The sequence below is a fragment of the Sorangium sp. So ce426 genome (assembly GCF_051475585.1).
In the GTDB taxonomy this organism is placed as follows: domain Bacteria; phylum Myxococcota_A; class Polyangia; order Polyangiales; family Polyangiaceae; genus Sorangium; species Sorangium cellulosum_B.
The window spans coordinates 924,157-939,500 of sequence record NZ_CP150341.1; the positions used below are offsets into that span (position 1 = coordinate 924,157).

Sequence of the window (15,344 nt, forward strand, 5' to 3'; positions counted from 1 at the left end):
CGCGCGGCGCGACGCTGTTCGAGCCCGCTCCCTGCCCGGCGCGCTTTACTCCGTCACGTTCGGTTCGCTACTCTCCGCCATCGTCATGCGGTGCGCACAGATGAGACCCCGTTCGGAGGCGTCGCGAGCGAGATGACGGTTCAGGCACCCGAGGGGCAGGTGGAGAGCATGACGGCCCTGATCGCGCGGCTCCGCGCCGAGCAAGGCGAGCAACCGGAGCGGCAGCTCCAGGCGCTCTTGCTGCACGAGCTCGGCGCGCTCGAGGAGGCGCTCGGCGAGGAGCCCACGGCGGCGCGCGACTACCTCGCCGCGTTCAACGCGGACCCCCAGTTCCGCGAGCCGCTCGAGGCGCTGGTCCGCATCCTCACGCGGCGCAAGTCGATCAAGAACCTCGGCAAGCTGCTCGACGCGCTCACGCGCGCCGCGGCCACGCCCGAGGAGCGGGCGCGCTCGTTCTGGGAGCGCGCGGCGTACCTCCAGGACCACGAGCAGAACCTCGCGGCGGCCAAGGAGGCGCTCGAGGAGGCGGCGCTCAGCAACCCGGAGGACGCGACCCCCTGGCTCGAGCTCGAGCTCATCGCGGCCAAGGAAGGGGACATCGCCGGCCGGATGCGCGCGCTGGAGGCCCGCGCGGAGCTCGCGACGGACGCGACGTGGAAGGGGCTGCTCTTCATCGAGCTCGCCGACCTCGCGGCGGCGACCGAGAACGTGGAGCGCGCCTACGAGCTGCTCGACGCGGCGGCCGCGCTCGAGGGGCGGGCGCGCTTCAGGTCGCAGCTCGCGCTCGAGGTCATCGCCCGGCGCGAGGAGGACCTCGGCGCGCTCGCGCGCGCCCTCGAGGGGCAGGCAGAGCTCATCGCCGACGCGCTCGACGACGAGGCGAGCGGCGACGCCAACGGCGTCCCGCGGACCCTGCGCAAGCCGGAGCACGCGGCCGACGCGTGGCTCCGCGCCGCCGAGCTGACGCAGCGGGCAGGGACGGGCGGCTTCGCGTCGCTCCTCGAGCGGGCCGCGGAGCGGCTGCCCCAGTCGACGCTGCTCGGCCGGGCGCGCATCGCCGCGCTCGAGTCCGCCGGCGAGGCCGAGGCCGCCGCCAGCCTGGCCAAGCAGGAGATCGCGCGCGGCGCGAGCGGGCCCGGCGCCGCGGCCCTGTGGCTCCGCGTCGCCGAGGCGGCGGCGCTCGCGAGCGATCGCGAGGCCGCGCTCGCGGCGCTCCGGAGCGCGCTCGCGGCCGACCCGCAGTGCATCCCGGCCCGCGCGCTGGAGATCGATCTCCTCGGAGACGGCCAGGACCCGTCCGCGTTCGCTGCCTCGCTCGAGGCGACGGCGGCCTCGTACGCCAGCGACGACGCGCGGGGGCGCGCGCTGCTCCTCGCGGCCTACGTCTGGGCGGTGCGGACGGACGACGTGGGCGCGGCGAAGGCGGCCCTGTCGCAGGCCGGCATGGCCGGCGTCCACCCGGGCGTGCTCGCACGCTTCGGCCGCTCGTTCGCGGCTCTCCGAGGCGACGCGGCCTGGTACGAGGAGTCGACGAAGCGGCTGCTCTCGACGGGCGTCGACCCGGCCGAGAAGGCGAGCCTGTGGTTCGAGATCGGCCGGAGCCGCCTCCTCCGGGGGGACGCGAACGGCGCCGAGGGCGCCTTCGCCGAGCTCGCGAACGCCGGCGCCGACGACGGCGCCACGCCGAACGCGTGGCTCGGGCGGGCGCTCGGCGCCTTCGCGGTCGATCTCGTCCGCACCCGGCGCGAGCGCGGCGACGAGCCCGGCGCCCCCGGCCCGCGGCGCTCGCCGACGGTCATCGAGGCGCTCGCCGAGGTCGAGGGCGAGGAGACCGCGCGCGGGCTGTGGCTCGTCGCCGCCCTGCGCAGCGCGCGCGGCGGCGATCTGGATCGCGCCCGGAGCCGGCTCCGGGCGCTCTTCGAGCGATCCGCGGACGACGAGGTCATCGCGGTGTTCCTGGCCGAGCTCCACCGGCGCGCCGGGAGCCCCACCGCCGCGGCCGCGACGCTCTCGGCCTGCGCCGCGGCGATCGACGACGCCGATCTCTCGGCGGCGCTGCACATCGAGGCGGCGATCCTGCTCTGGCGCGCCGGCGAGCGCGGGCGCGCCGTCGAGGAGCTCGAGGCGGCGCGCGGCAAGGCGCCGCGCGCCGGCGCGACGGCGCTCACCTGGGCCCTCCGCGGCCACGAGGCGGGCGATCTGGAGAGCCGGCGCCGCGCCCTCGAGGTCGCCGGCGAGGCGGGCGAGGACCCGGCGGCGCTCGCGCTGTCGCGGTTCGGCCTCGAGGTCGGCGCGGCCGAGGGCGGCGACGCCGACGAGGCGCTCGCGACGCTCGAGGCGCTGGAGTCGCAGGCGAGCGACGACCTCGCCCTGGCCGCCGCGCTCGGGCGCCTCCTCTGGCAGCCGGCCCTCGAGCAGCGCAGCGCCGTCGAGCGCGCGCTCGACTACATCGAGGAGCGCGGCGACGGCGCCGCGACGATCGCGCACGCCGAGCGCTTCCGCCTCGCGCGGACCCTGGACCAGGATCGCGCGCGCACCGCGGCGCGCGCGGCGGCGTGGGCCGCGGCCGACCCGAGCCCGCACGCCGAGCTCGAGTGGCTCGGCGCCGCGCTCGGCGCCGAGGACCGCGAGGCGGAGGTCGCCGCGCGGAGCGCGCTCGCGCGGCACATGGAGGGCGAGGCCCGCGCTGCGATGGAGGCCTCGGCCGCGATCGTCGGCGCGCTCGATCAGCCGAACCTGCCGCGGCCGTTCCTCACGGGCGAGCAGGCGCCCGCGCAGCTCGCCAACCTCGAGCTCGCGCTCCCCGGCTGCGATCCGCGGCGCCGCGCCGCGGCGCTGCACGGGCTCGGCGACGCGCTCGGCGAGGAGGCGCAGCTCACGGCGCTCGGCCTCGCGGGCTGGTCGGACTTCGCGGCCGGGGATCACGAGCGCGCGCTCGCCGCGTTCCGCGCGGTCGTCGAGCGGCGGCCCGACGACGTCGCCGCCTGGGAGGGCGTCCGCGCGACGTCCGAGGCGCTCCGCGACCCCGTGTCGACGGCGCTCGCCTCGGCGCAGCTCGGGGCGCTCTGCAGGGACGACGCGCGCGGCGCGGGGTTCTGGGAGAGCGCCGGGCTCCTGCTCCTCCAGCACACCGAGGCCCACGAGGACGCGGAGATCGCCTTCGATCGCGCGTTCGCGCGCGACCCGCGGCGCGGCGTCGCCTTCGATCGGCTGTTCCGCCGGGTCCGCGCGCGCAACGAGGACGATCGGCTGCTCGACATCATCGAGCGGCGGCTCGGCGTGGCGGACAACGACCTCGAGCTCTGCAAGCTGTTCTGGGAGCGCGCGCGCGTGCTCCGCAAGAAGGGCAGGCTCGACGACGCGCTCGCCGCGCTCGAGAACGTGACGCTGCTCGAGCCGGACCACATCGGCGCGCTGGCGCTCTCGGCCGACATCTCGAAGGCGCAGGGCGACCTCGGCCAGGCGGCCGCCTTCTACGCCGAGCTCTCGCGCGTCGCGAAGGCGCCGGGGGAGCAGCGCCTCATGTCGGGGATCACGGCCGTCGACGCCTACGAGAAGCTCGGCGAGCACGACAGGGCGCTCGAGGTGCTGATCGGCCTGCACCGGGCCGGGCTCTCGACGCCCGTCGTCCGTGAGCGCCTCGTCCGGGTCGCCGCCCGGGTCGGCTCCTGGGACGAGGCGACGCGCCTGCTCGAGGAGCTCATGGTCGAGCGCGACACCCCCGCGGGGCGGATCGAGGCGGCGCGCCTCGCGATGGCCATCTACCGGGATCAGCTCGGCGCGCCGCGCCGCGCCGAGCGGGCCGTCGCGAAGCTCCTCGAAGAGGCGCCGGACGACGGCGAGGCGATCGATCTCGTCCTCACGACGGACTACGAGCCCGCCTTCCGCACCCGCGTGCTCGGCCGCGCCAAGGCGACGCTGATCCAGGCGCTCGCGGTCGAGCCGATCGACGCGGACCGGGTCGCGCTCCTCGCGAAGATCGCCGGCGCGGGGCAGGACGCGGCGCTCCGGCAGGCCACGCTCGGCGCGCTCGTCTCGCTCACCCGCATCGACGACGGCATCTCCGCGGAGCTCAGGAAGATCGACGCCCGCGTCCCGGCGCGGCCGCAGATCGCCCTCGACGCCAAGGCCATGGCCGACATCGCCGATCCGCTCGACACCGGGCCCGTCGGCGAGCTGTTCGCGAAGATGGCCGAGACCATCTGCATGGCGCTCGGCCCCTCGCTCGTGTCGCTCGGCGTCGGCAAGAAGGACCGCATCGACTCGCGCGGCGGCCACCCGCTGCGCGTGGCGGTCGCCGAGTGGATGGGCGCGCTCAGCTTCGAGACGGACTTCGAGCTCTACGTCGGCGGCCCCAGCCCTCGCGGCGCGACCGGCGTCTACGGCCAGCTGCCGGCGCTCGTGCTCGGCCCCGAGATCACGACGCCCCTCGACGCCGCCTCGCGCTCGGCGATCGCGCGCGAGGCGTTCGCGCTGCGCCGGGGCATCTCGTCGCTCAGGACGCGGGACGACAGCACCGTCGCCTCGCTCGTCGCGGCCGCGTGCATCGAGGCGGGCCTCACGGTCCCGCAGCCGCCCTACGCCGTCTTCGGCGAGGTCTCGCGCGCCATCCACAAGGAGATGTCGCGCGCGACCCGCAAGGCCATCGCCGACGTCTGCCAGCGCATCGTGTCGAGCCAGCAGGACCCGCTCCGCTGGGCGCAGGCCGCGCGCAGGAGCATCGACCGCATGGCCGTCATCGCAGCAGGCGACGTCTCGCTGGTCCTCTCGGACATCCTCAATACCCCGCGCGAGCAGCTCGGCGGTGTCGTCGCCGAGAGCGATCGTGCGCGCCAGCTGGTCGCGTTCGTCCTCTCGCAGAGCTACCTCGAGCTCCGGAAGAAGCTCGGCATGGGGGTCCGGTGAGCAAGAATCCGCAATCCAAGAGCTCCTCTGGCGGCGGCGGCGACGAGGGCGCGCCGTCGCAGGAGAAGATCACGGTCCCCCCGCCGGCGATGTACGGCGCGGCGGTCTCGGAGGGCGACGTCGAGGAGGCCACGCTCCTCGCGAAGATCCCCGAAGAGCTCATCCAGTCGATCCGCGGCGCCGAGGAGGGCGAGCGCGCCGGCGAAGGCGGCCTGAAGCAGCTGTTCTCCCGCGAGCCCGTGCCCGTGCCCGCGAGGCCCGCGCAGAGCGCCGGAGAGAGCGACGCGCTGCTCGACATGCTGTTCGAGGATCAGCGCGCCGAGGACGCCGACGACGGGGTCGTGACCTCGGCGCCGGCGTTGCACGGGACGCGCCGGCCCCCGGCGCCCATCCCGCCGCCGCGCCCCCCGTCGCTGCCCCGCCCCGGCGCCCCGCCCCGCTCGGGCAGCAGGCCGGGCGACGTGAAGGCGTCGCTCGGCGCCGAGCTCACGCCCGGCGATCGGACGCCGAAGATCCCGCCGCCGGCCCCGTCCGCGAGGTTCACGGCGCCGCGCGCGCAGCCCGCCGTCCCGCCGCCCCCGCTGCCGCCGCCGTCGTCGCGCCGGGAGCCTGTGTTCGAGGAGGACACCGCCGAGGCGGGCGACCGCGCGACGCCCATCCCCGACGGCGGCGACTCCCCGTTCGAGTTCGCGCCGCCCAGCGGCGCCAGCAGCGGCCGGTTCGCGGAGGCGCACGCGTTCGACGACGAGGAGACGCACGGCATCGACGACGAGGAGACCAACGCCCTCGACGAGCCCGGGCCCAGGACCCGGCCGTACACCGGCCAGTCGTCCGCCTCCACCAGCCGCTGGGATCAGCCCGCCGCCGACAGCGATCCCGGCGAGCTCGTGGACGAGTCCAGCCTGATCAGCGGGTCGGCCGAGCCGACCGATGAAGAGCTCGAGGACGATCTCGCGCAGACGCGCGTCGCGACCCGGAGGCCCGACAGCGGCGTCGCCTTCGCGCCGCCGCGCCCGCCTTCCTCGCCGCGCGCGTCGTCGTCACCGCCGCGCCCGTCGTCGTCGTCGTCATCGCCGCGCCCGTTCGCGCCGTCCCACGTCCGGCCGTCGTCGTCGTTTGTGCCGTCGTCGTCGTTCGTGCCGTCGCCGTCGCGTGTGCCGTCTTCCTCGCCGCGCGCGTCGTCGTCACCGCCGCGCCCGTCTTCGTCGGCGCGCGTCCCGTCGGCGCCGCCCGCGGGCCCGTCGTCGTCGCCTTCTTCCCGCGCGCCCGAGAGCCTCCCGCCGCTGCCGTCTATCCCGCCGCCCGCGTCGGTGTTCGACGGCGAGCAGGACGCGAGCGCGATCCTCGTCCAGTCGCAGCAGCGCGACGTGTGGGCGGCGCGCGCCGCGTGGCTCCGCTCCGAGGCCGAGCTCATCGAGGACCCCGCGGCCCGGGCGCGCGCGCTGCTCCCCGTCGCCGAGCTCTACGTGATGGCCGGGGAGGACGCCACCGCCCGCGCCATCGCCGCCGAGGCGCGCGATCTCGCCCCGAGCCTTGTCTTCGCGCACCGCCAGCTCCGCGGCCTCCTGATGCGCGAGGCAGATCTGCCCGCCGCGCTCGAGGCGCTGGAGAGCGAGACCCGCGTCCTTGGCACGCCGGCCGCGCGCTGCCACAACCTCGTGCTCGGCGCGGAGCTCTGCCGCATCCCGCTCGCGGATCCCGAGGGCGCCCACAAGCGCTTCGAGCTCGCGGCGCGGACGCACCCGGCCGACCCGCGCGCGCACGTTCAGCGCTTCTGCGAGGCGCTCGCCGCGCCGGACTCGGACGCGGCGGCCTCCGCCGTGCTCGCGAAGTTCCGCCTCCCCGAGGCGCCCGAGCTCGCGCCGCTCGCCGCGGCGAGCGCTCAGGTCGCAGCGCACCGGGGCGCCCCGAGGCCGGCGCGCGGCCGCGCCGCCGCACCCCCCGCCACGCCGTACGAGGCGCTGCTCCGCGCCCGCGCCCTGCTCGGCGCCGGCGACCTCGCCGAGGGCCTCGCGACCCTCGATCCCCTGCGCGGCACCTCGCTCGCGCCCGCCGTCGCGTGGCTCACCGCCGCGCTGAGCGCCGCGCGCAAGGAGACCCGCCCGGCGTCGCTCGGCGCGCTCCGCAGCGTCGCCGCCGGCTCACACGGCGGCCAGGCGCGCCGCGCCCTCGCGGCGCAGGCGATCGAGCTCGGCGACGCCGCCGCCGTGCGCGACGCGACGCTCGACGACGGCGACGACGGCGGCGCCTTCTCGCCGGCCGATCGCATCGTCCTCTCGGCGCTCGCCGGCGGCGCCGCGGGCGAGATCGACCCGTGGCTCGACGCCCTCGCCGACGATCCCGAGTTCGCGCCGCTCTGCGCTGCGGCGAGCGCCGCCCTGAGCGACGCCGGCGGCGACGCCGCGGTGGCCTCCGTGGCCTCCGTGGATGGCGCGCCCGCGTCGAGGGGCGTGCGCCCCCTCGGCGGCCCGAGGGCCCGCGCTGCCGCGGCCCTCGGCCGCGCGCTCTCGCGCGAGGCCGTCCCCGCCGAGGGCGGCGTCGACGCGAGCGACGCCTTCTCCCGCGCGGTGGTCACGTACGGCGACACCGCGCCGGAGAGCCCGCTCTTCCAGGCGCTCGCGCTCGAGCTCGATCTCGACGGCGATCGCGGCGCCCGCGTCGCCCGGGCCGTGGCGTCGCTGCGCGAGGTCGCGTCCGAGCGCGACAGCGCGCTCGCCGCCGCCGTCCTCGCGGAGATCGCGGGCGATCAGCGCGCGGCGATGAGCGATCTCGATCGCGCCCGCGCCGCGGACCCGCAGCACGAGGGCGCCGCCCGCGCCCGCGCCGCGCAGGAGAGCGGCGTCGGCGCGGCCCGCATCCTCGCGGAGCACGCGCTCACGCTCGACGAGGGGCCGCGGGCCGCGGTGCTCGTCACCGAGGCCGCGATCCGCCTGCTCGACGGCGGCGACAACGAGGAGGGCGAGCGCCTGCTCTCGCGCGCCGCCCAGATCGATCCGAAGCTCCCCGTCGCGCTCCACCTCGGCGAGCGGAGCGCGCGCGCCCGGGTGGACCGCGACGGCCTCCTCGAGTGGCTCAGGGCCCGCCGCGAGGGCGCGGCCGACCCTCTCGAGCGGGCCCACGATCTCGTCCGCGAGGCGCTCCTCGTCGCCGAGGCCGACCCCGCGGCCGCGGCGTCGCTCCTCGAGACGGCGCACCGCTCGCGCCCCCAGGACATCGGCCTGCGCGAGCTCTTCGAGCGGCTCGCGCCGGAGCCGCCCGCCGACCGCGCCTCCTGGCGCGCCGAGCGCGCCGCCGAGCTCCTGCGCGCCCTCGACGCAGGCGGCGACGGCGACGCCGGCCTCTCGGGTGACGACCGCGCCGCCGCGGGCATCGAGGCCGCTCGCCTCGCGCTCGAGGCCGCCCTCGACCACGAGCGCGCCGGCGATCTCGCGCAGGCCGCCGCGTGCGCCCGCCAGGCGATCGCCGCCGGGGACAACGCGCTCGCGCCGATCGCCCTCTACCGCGCGGCCGTCGCGGGCCACGGCGCAGGAGAGCTCGTCGACGCCCTGATCCCGCGCGCCCGCGAGGCCGCGGACGCGGCGGAGCGCCTCGACATCTACGAGCGCCTCGCGGAGCTCGACGAGCACGGGCGCAAGGACGCCGGCAGCGCTTTGCTCTGGCGCCGATCCATCCTGGAGGAGACGCCGCACCACCTGCCGACGCTCCGCCGGGTCGCCTCCTACCTCATCGGCGAGGGCCGCGACGAGGAGCTCGAGCCGATCGCCCTGGAGATCGCCCGTGTCCTCGACGGCCCGGAGGCGATCGCCCACGCGCTCCTGTCGGCGCGGCTGCGCCTGCGCGTGCTCCCGTGGGAGGAGGCGCTCGAGCCGGTGCAGATCGCATACAGGAACGAGCCCCGCGGCATCTGGGCGCTGCGCCAGATGGCCGCCCAGGCCCGCGCGAAGGCGGATCACGCCCTCGCGATCGAGGCGGATCGCCAGCTCATCGAGCGCACCGATCGCCCGTCCGAGGCCGCGGCCCTCTCGGTGCGCGCCGCCAGGGACGCCCTGCTCGCGGGCTCGATCGAGGACGCCGTCGCCTTCTTCCGCCACGCGATCACGCTCGTCCCCCACTACCTCGTCGCGCACCTCGATCTCGCCGACGCGCTCGATCGCGGCGGCGACCCGGCGGCCGCCGCCGCGGCGCTCGAGTCCGCCGCGGGCGCGAGCGTCGGCCCCGAGGGGCGCGCGCACTCGCTCTACGCCGCGGCCGTGCTCTGGCAGGACAAGGTCCAGAACGTCGCGCGGGCGCGCGACGTCCTCGAGGCGGTCGCCACGGTCGATCCTTCGTACGCCGACGTCTTCTCGCGGCTCAGGGCCATCTACATCGCCGAGGGGGCGCGCGCCGAGCTCGCCGCGCTCCTCGAGCGCCGCCTCGAGGCGGTGACGGATCCCGCGGAGCGGGTCGAGATGGAGGTCCTGCGCGGCCGGGCGCTCGCCGACGTCGGCGACGCGGCGGCCGCGAAGCGCGCGCTCGCCGCCGCGCTCGACGCGAACCCCGATCACGTCGAGGCCCTGTCCGCGTTCGCCGACGTCTGCGCCGGCGAGGGCGACTGGGCCGGCGCCGAGCAGGCGTGGATCCGCCTCGCGCGCCTCGTGCCCGAGCCCGCGAAGCAGGTCGAGATCTACCTCCGCCTCGGCGAGCTCTACGACGAGCACCTCCCGAACGCGGAGCGCGCCGAGCTCGCGTACCAGGAGATCCTGAAGCGCTCGCCGGGCGACGTGAGCGCGCGCGAGCGCCTCGTCTCGCTCTACAAGCGCGCCGGCGACGGCGCCCGCGCGCTCGAGCAGCAGAACCTCCTCATCAGCGCCGCGGAGGCGCCCGAGCAGAAGTGCCGCCGCACCGCGGAGCTCGCCGAGATCTACGAGGCGATGGGGGACGCGAAGAAGGCCGAGGCCACGCTGCTCACGGCCCGCAAGACGTGGCCGAAGGACGACTTCGCCCTCGGCGCGCTGGCCCGCTACTACCAGCGCACCGAGCAGACCGCCGCGGCGACCACCCTGCTCGATCGCGCCCTCGCCGACGCGCGCCGCGCGCTCAACACCGGCCGCTTCGAGCCCTACCTCTTCTCGACGGTCGCGACGGTCGCGGAGCTCCGCGGCCGCGCCGGCGCCGCGAGGATCGCGCGCGCGACGGTCGACGCGCTCGACGGCCGCGACGCCGCGATGGGCGGCGCGGGCAACGCCGCCGGCGCGGCCCGCCTCGACGCCCACCTCGCGCCGGAGCTCATGACCCCGGCGTTCCGGGAGCTCCTGCTCAAGACGGGCCCGCTGCTCGACGCCGCGGTGCCGTTCGATCTCGACTCGATCCGCGCGACGCCGCTGCCGCCCCAGCACGCCGAGATCACCGATCTGGCGCGCGGCATCGGCGCGGCGTACGGCCTGCCCGGCCTGCAGGTCTACATGACGGGCGCGCTCGGCGCCGTCTGCGTGCCGGCGTCCACGAGCCCGCCCAAGATCGTCCTCGGCCAGGCGCTCGTCACCTCGCCGCGCGAGGACGTCCGGGTCGCCCTCATCCACCGCGCCGTCAAGATCCTCCAGACCAACGCCTCGGCCTTCTCGCGGACGGCGCCGATCGATCTCTGGCCGCTGCTCGCGGCTTACCTGAAGGCGTTCGTCCCGACGTGGTCGCCGCAGGGCGCGGACGCCGGGCGCCTGCGCGAGTACCACGGCCGCATCGAGCGGGTGATGGCGGGCGGCGTGGATCCGAAGATCAGCGTGCTCGCCGCCGACGTCATCGGCTCCATCGGCAACCGCGCCTCGACGTTGAACACCGCGATCAACGGCTGGGGGAACCGGGCCGCGTTCCTCGCCGTGGGCGACATCAACGTCGTCCTCACGGGCATCGCCTGGTCCGGCGGCAACACGAACGCGCCTCCCGCCGCGGGCAAGGACCGCGTCACGTGGATCGGGCGCAACGCGGAGGCGCGCGACCTCATCGTCTTCGCCGTGAGCGACGGCCTGACCGAGGCGCGGGAGCAGCTCGGCTTCAACGAGTGAAGGCACGTCCCCCCCCACGATCCATGACGACGACCCTCAAGGCCAAGCCCCGCGTCTCTTACGATTGCTCGAAGTGCCCGGCCTACTGCTGCTCCATCTACGAGCGGGTCGAGGTCACGCCGCGCGACATGCGGCGGCTCGCCCGCCATTTCGGCCTCACGCTCGAGGCAGCCGAGGAGCGCTTCACGAAGCGCTACAACGACGAGCGCATCCTCCGGCGCCAGTCGGATCCGGTGCTCGGCAGGGTCTGCCGCTTCCTCGATCTCACGACCCGCGGCTGCACCATCTACGAGGCCCGGCCCGAGGTCTGCCGCGATTACCCGGGCAGGCCGCGGTGCGGCTATTACGACGTGCTCCAGTTCGAGCGGGAGACGCAGGACGATCCCGACGTGATGCCGCTCGTGCAGATCACGTTCCGGTCCAGGACGCCGGCCGGTTAGCGCTCGATAGGGCGGCAGCGCGGCTCACGTCCCCTCACGTCCACTCGGGCACCTCGTCGCCCGTGTCCGCCTGCGCCGCCGCGCTCGCCTTCCTCCGCTCGTGCAGCCACTCCTCCGGTCGATCGGCGGGGTAGGTCCGCAGCGAGCCGTCGGCCGGCCCGAGCAGATCCTCCGCGCGCGCCGCGCCCGTGATCCGCTGCGCGGCCATGAGGCCTGACATCGCGGCGCCTGCCACCCCGTGGCTCAGCGTGCTGGCCCCGCACTGGTACAGCCCCGGGATCCTCGTCCCGATGGAGAACGACAGCGGGCCGAGCTGCCACCTCGTCTTGGCGGTGCCGTAGGCGGCGCCGCGGTACGTGGCGCAGTAGAAGTCGTTGGTCAGCGGCGTCGCCACCGAGCGGAACACGAGCGCGCGCGAGATCCCGGGGATGACGTTCTCCGCCGCCGCGATCATCTGATCTCCGATCGACTCCTTGAACGCGTCGTACTCCGCCCCTCGCTCGCCCGTGCGGGTCTTCTCCCAGCGCGTGAAGGGGCCGTGGGGCACGAACGTGAACATCTCGATCGTGTGGTGGTCGCCCCGGGTCGGGTGGCCCGGGTCCTTCAGCGTCGTGATGGTCAAGAACAGCCCGTCCACCGCCCCGCACGGCAGCTGGCGCTCCATGCGCTCATAGAGGCGCCCCACGTCTCGCCCGCGGTACCACCAGTAGTTGCCTGAGTCGTAACCCATCGACCGGAGGTCCATGTCCACCGCGCAGAACACGCTGAGCAGGCTGACCGAGTACTCCATCCGCTGGATCTTGCGGCGCTCGCGGGCGGTCAGCTCGGGCGGCAGCAGCTCTCCATAGGTGATCGCCGGGTCCGCGTTCGAGACGACGCTCGCCGCGCGCAGGATCTCTCCCCCTTCCAGCTCGACGCCGGCCGCTCTCCCTCGCTCGACGAGGATGCGCTTCACCCGCGCGCGCGTCCGCACCTGCCCGCCGAGCCGGCGAAGGGCCCTGATCATCGCGAGCGGGATACGCTTCGCGCCCCCGCGCGGGTAGTACCCGCCATCCATGTAATGGCAGACGATGCCCGCGTGGACCGGCAGCGCCACGCGCGACGGCGACAGCCCATGATCGCCCCCCTGCGCCGACAGGAACGCGCGCAGCAGGGGATCGCGGATCGTCGCGTCCAGCAGATCCTCCTGGGTGCGGAGGCCCCAGCGCACGAGGCTCGGCATTTTGAACGGCGCGAGAAGCACCCTCGGGAACTCGAGCATCGCCTCGAGCCGCCCGAGATCGTCGTTGACCCCGCGCAGCACACGGAAGTACCGCGCTATCCCCGCGGCCTCGTGCGGGAACCGCGCCGTGAGCCGGGCGATGAGCCGATCGAGGCCCTTGGGCACGTCGAGCCGCTCGTCGCCGATGATCAGGTGATCGAGCCCGTCCGGGTTGAGCTCGCAGAACTCGAGATCTCCCGAGAGCCCGAGCCCCTCGTAGAGCCGCCGCACGGCGCCCCCCGGGCCGAGCCCGCCGATGTAATGGACTCCCGGGCTGAAAAGGTACCCGTTCAACGAGAAGCTGTGCGTCCACCCGCCGGGCAGGTAGTGCTGCTCGACGACGAGCACCTTCTGTCCCGCGCGCGCCAGCGCGAGCGCCGCAGTGAGCCCGCCGGCGCCCGATCCGATCACGACGGTATCCGCGTGCTGCATGACGCTACCCCCGGACTACGATGCTCCAGGGACGTGGTCGGCTGCGCGCTCGTGCCCTCGATGGCCCCGCCTCTTGCTCGTCGCTTCCCCGTCGCTTACCCGCCGCCTCGCTTGCCGGCGTCGGGCGGCGCCCCGGCGTCGGGCGGCGCCCTGTCCGCCTTCTCCATGTTCATGAGCGGCAGCGGGCAGACGACGGGCACGGCGCGCGCGGGGGTCTGCGCCGACTCGCGGAGGCATGTCTTGCCGGTCAGGCGGAGGCGCTCGCCCACCTCGAGGTCGGCCGGGCACACGACCGCCTGGGACGCGGAGACGAGATCCCCGTCGATCCAGAAGATCTCGCACCCGTCGTCGGTCCGGCGGAGGTGGTAGTGCCGCGTCGGCCGCCGTGGCGCCGGCGTGCCCTCCGGGAGCGCGGCGCCGCCGTCGCTCGCCTCCGCGACCCCGCCCTCCCTCCCGGCGTCCCCCTGGCACGCAGTCACCACGAACGGCACCACGAATGGCACCCCGAACGGCACCCCGCCCAGCACCCCGGACAGCAGCACCGGCAGGAGCCCGGCCAGCGTTCGCTGCGACGTCGGCGGCGGCATCTGGGCGCCTCCCGGACCGCCCCTGCTCACCGGGTCGGGAAGAGCAGGATGGACATCTTGGTCAGGAAGAAGTCGGCGATCAGAATGGCGATCGACGTCACCACCACCGTGCGCGTTGTCGCGTGGCCGACGCCCTCCGTTCCGCCCCGCGTGATCAGCCCGAAGTGGCACCCGACGAGCGCGATGATCGCCCCGAAGAAGGGCGTCTTGTACATCCCGCTGAAGTAATCGTTGAACGTGACCGAGCCGAGCGCCGTTCGCAGGAAGAAGCCGGCGGGGATGCCGAACTCGGTCGCGCAGACGAGCATCGCCCCGCCGAAGCCCAGCACGAGCGCGAACGCGCCGAGCACGGGCATCACCACGACGCTCGCGAGCAGCCGCGGCAGGACGAGCTTCTTCAGCGGGCTGGCGCCGAGGGCGCGGATCGCGTCGATCTGCTCGGTGACGGCCATCGACCCCACCTCGGCCGCGATGCCGGCGCCGATGCGGCCGCCGACGATCACCGCCGTCAGCGTCGGCGCCAGCTCGCGCGAGAACGACAGGCCGATGATGCGGCCGGTGTACTCCATGCCGCCGAACTTCTGCAGGCCGATGGCGAACTGCACCGCCATGACCATCCCGACGAAGAGCGCCGTCACCGACGCGATGGCGGCCGAGCGGACGCCGAGCGCCTCCATCTGGTAGAGGGTCGAGCGGATCTCGAGCGGCCGCTCGAACATCGACCTGAGCGCCCCCCAGGTCATCCGCCCGAACTGCCCGAGGTGCTCGACGAACCCGACCGCGTTCTCGTTGATCCGGGCGAGGAGCGGGGGGAGCGGCGGAGGGGGCAGGCTGTTCGGCGCCAGGCTCTGCGGGGGCACGCTCGTCGGCTGCGTGCTCTGCGGGGGCACGCTGGTGGAGCCCCCGCCGGAGGAGGCGGCCGGCGGGCCGTTCGAGGCGGGCGGCGGCGCCGCCGCGGGCCGTTTGCGATCAGTCGTCATCGGTCATCGGTGCGCAGGGTCGAGAAGCCGCGGACCATCCGCGTGAACGCCGGCTCGCTTCCGGCGTAGCGGGCGGGATCGGCGATGAGGAGCATGTCGTACACGCAGCCGTTCTTCTTGAGCACCCAGATGTCGAAGACCTTCGGCACCCCGTCGAGCTTCGCCGACATGACGGTGTGCATCGCCTCGCGGCCGTCGAACGGCACGACCTCCTGCTTCAGCACCTCGCGCTCGGTGAAGTGCAGGAAGAGGTGGTTGGTCAGCGAGACGAGCGGGATGTCCTCCTCGTTCCGGCAGCGCCCGTTGAGGGCGATGGTCGCCCCGTTCGTGTCGTCGCGGTACGCCACCGCCGCGTCCGACACATCGAGCCGCTCCCAGGTCGCCGGCGCCGGGGGCACGCGGAACGCCACGTCCGCGCTGCGGTAGACCGTCCCGTCGAACGACGGCCCTCCGCAGGCGGCGAGCGCGATCGCGACGGCGAGCAGCCAGGCTCGGGGGTCCGCTGCCTCGCCCGCAGAACCCGCGGCGGTGAGGCGCCTTCGAAGGGGTCGTCGCATCGCTGCGGGCCGACGCTATCACGCTTTTGCATCCTGGGCGAACCGCGAGCAGCCTGGCCGTTCCGGCGAGATCCTTCGGATCTCACCGGCCTTTTCGCCGCGCGCCGCGTACGGGCCGCCGCACCTCGGGGCGCTCCTGGTCGC

7 protein-coding genes are annotated in these 15,344 nt (G+C 75.3%); 3 read left to right on the top strand and 4 right to left on the bottom strand.

All coding sequences use genetic code 11. The annotated features are described in order from the left end of the window. The first annotated feature begins 132 nt into the window (after positions 1–132). The 3 genes from WMF44_RS03475 to WMF44_RS03485 are packed head-to-tail and all read left to right on the top strand — an operon-like array spanning position 133 to position 11,383. Complete coding sequence (locus WMF44_RS03475; RefSeq protein ID WP_437297691.1) at positions 133–4,905, top strand: hypothetical protein; 4,773 nt, start codon at positions 133–135, stop codon at positions 4,903–4,905. Then, positions 4,902–10,943: a hypothetical protein gene (locus WMF44_RS03480; protein ID WP_437297692.1), complete on the top strand. Its 6,042-nt coding sequence runs from the start codon at positions 4,902–4,904 to the stop codon at positions 10,941–10,943. Before WMF44_RS03475 ends, WMF44_RS03480 begins: the two co-directional genes overlap by 4 nt. A 23-nt stretch (positions 10,944–10,966) precedes the next feature. Further along, on the top strand, positions 10,967–11,383 hold the full coding sequence (locus WMF44_RS03485; protein WP_437297693.1) for a YkgJ family cysteine cluster protein: 417 nt from the start codon (positions 10,967–10,969) through the stop codon (positions 11,381–11,383). Positions 11,384–11,417: 34 nt separating this feature from the next. Here the strand turns inward: WMF44_RS03485 and WMF44_RS03490 are convergent, their stop codons facing one another. From WMF44_RS03490 to WMF44_RS03505, 4 genes are all read right to left on the bottom strand, one after another. Then, positions 11,418–13,076 (bottom strand): phytoene desaturase family protein, encoded by a 1,659-nt coding sequence (locus tag WMF44_RS03490; protein WP_437297694.1) that lies wholly within the window; start codon positions 13,074–13,076, stop codon positions 11,418–11,420. A 95-nt stretch (positions 13,077–13,171) separates the two neighbouring features. Beyond that, positions 13,172–13,663, bottom strand: coding sequence for a hypothetical protein (locus WMF44_RS03495; RefSeq protein ID WP_437297695.1), 492 nt, complete (start codon positions 13,661–13,663; stop codon positions 13,172–13,174). A 26-nt stretch (positions 13,664–13,689) separates the two neighbouring features. Next, positions 13,690–14,643 carry an MlaE family ABC transporter permease gene (locus WMF44_RS03500; RefSeq protein WP_437297696.1) on the bottom strand — a complete coding sequence of 318 codons (954 nt, stop codon included), beginning with the start codon at positions 14,641–14,643 and terminating at the stop codon, positions 13,690–13,692. Next, positions 14,640–15,200 (bottom strand): hypothetical protein, encoded by a 561-nt coding sequence (locus tag WMF44_RS03505; RefSeq protein ID WP_437297697.1) that lies wholly within the window; start codon positions 15,198–15,200, stop codon positions 14,640–14,642. The genes WMF44_RS03500 and WMF44_RS03505 overlap by 4 nt, the downstream gene beginning before the upstream one ends. Positions 15,201–15,344: the final 144 nt, after the last annotated feature.

Bases quoted from the DNA above. Each gene is read 5' to 3' on its own strand.
- WMF44_RS03475 (WP_437297691.1), top strand. From the start codon at position 133: ATGACGGTTCAGGCACCCGAGGGGCAGGTGGAGAGCATGACGGCCCTG.
- WMF44_RS03485 (WP_437297693.1), top strand. From the start codon at position 10,967: ATGACGACGACCCTCAAGGCCAAGCCCCGCGTCTCTTACGATTGCTCG.
- WMF44_RS03490 (WP_437297694.1), bottom strand. From the start codon at position 13,076: ATGCAGCACGCGGATACCGTCGTGATCGGATCGGGCGCCGGCGGGCTC.
- WMF44_RS03495 (WP_437297695.1), bottom strand. From the start codon at position 13,663: ATGCCGCCGCCGACGTCGCAGCGAACGCTGGCCGGGCTCCTGCCGGTG.
- WMF44_RS03500 (WP_437297696.1), bottom strand. From the start codon at position 14,643: ATGACGACTGATCGCAAACGGCCCGCGGCGGCGCCGCCGCCCGCCTCG.
- WMF44_RS03505 (WP_437297697.1), bottom strand. From the start codon at position 15,200: ATGCGACGACCCCTTCGAAGGCGCCTCACCGCCGCGGGTTCTGCGGGC.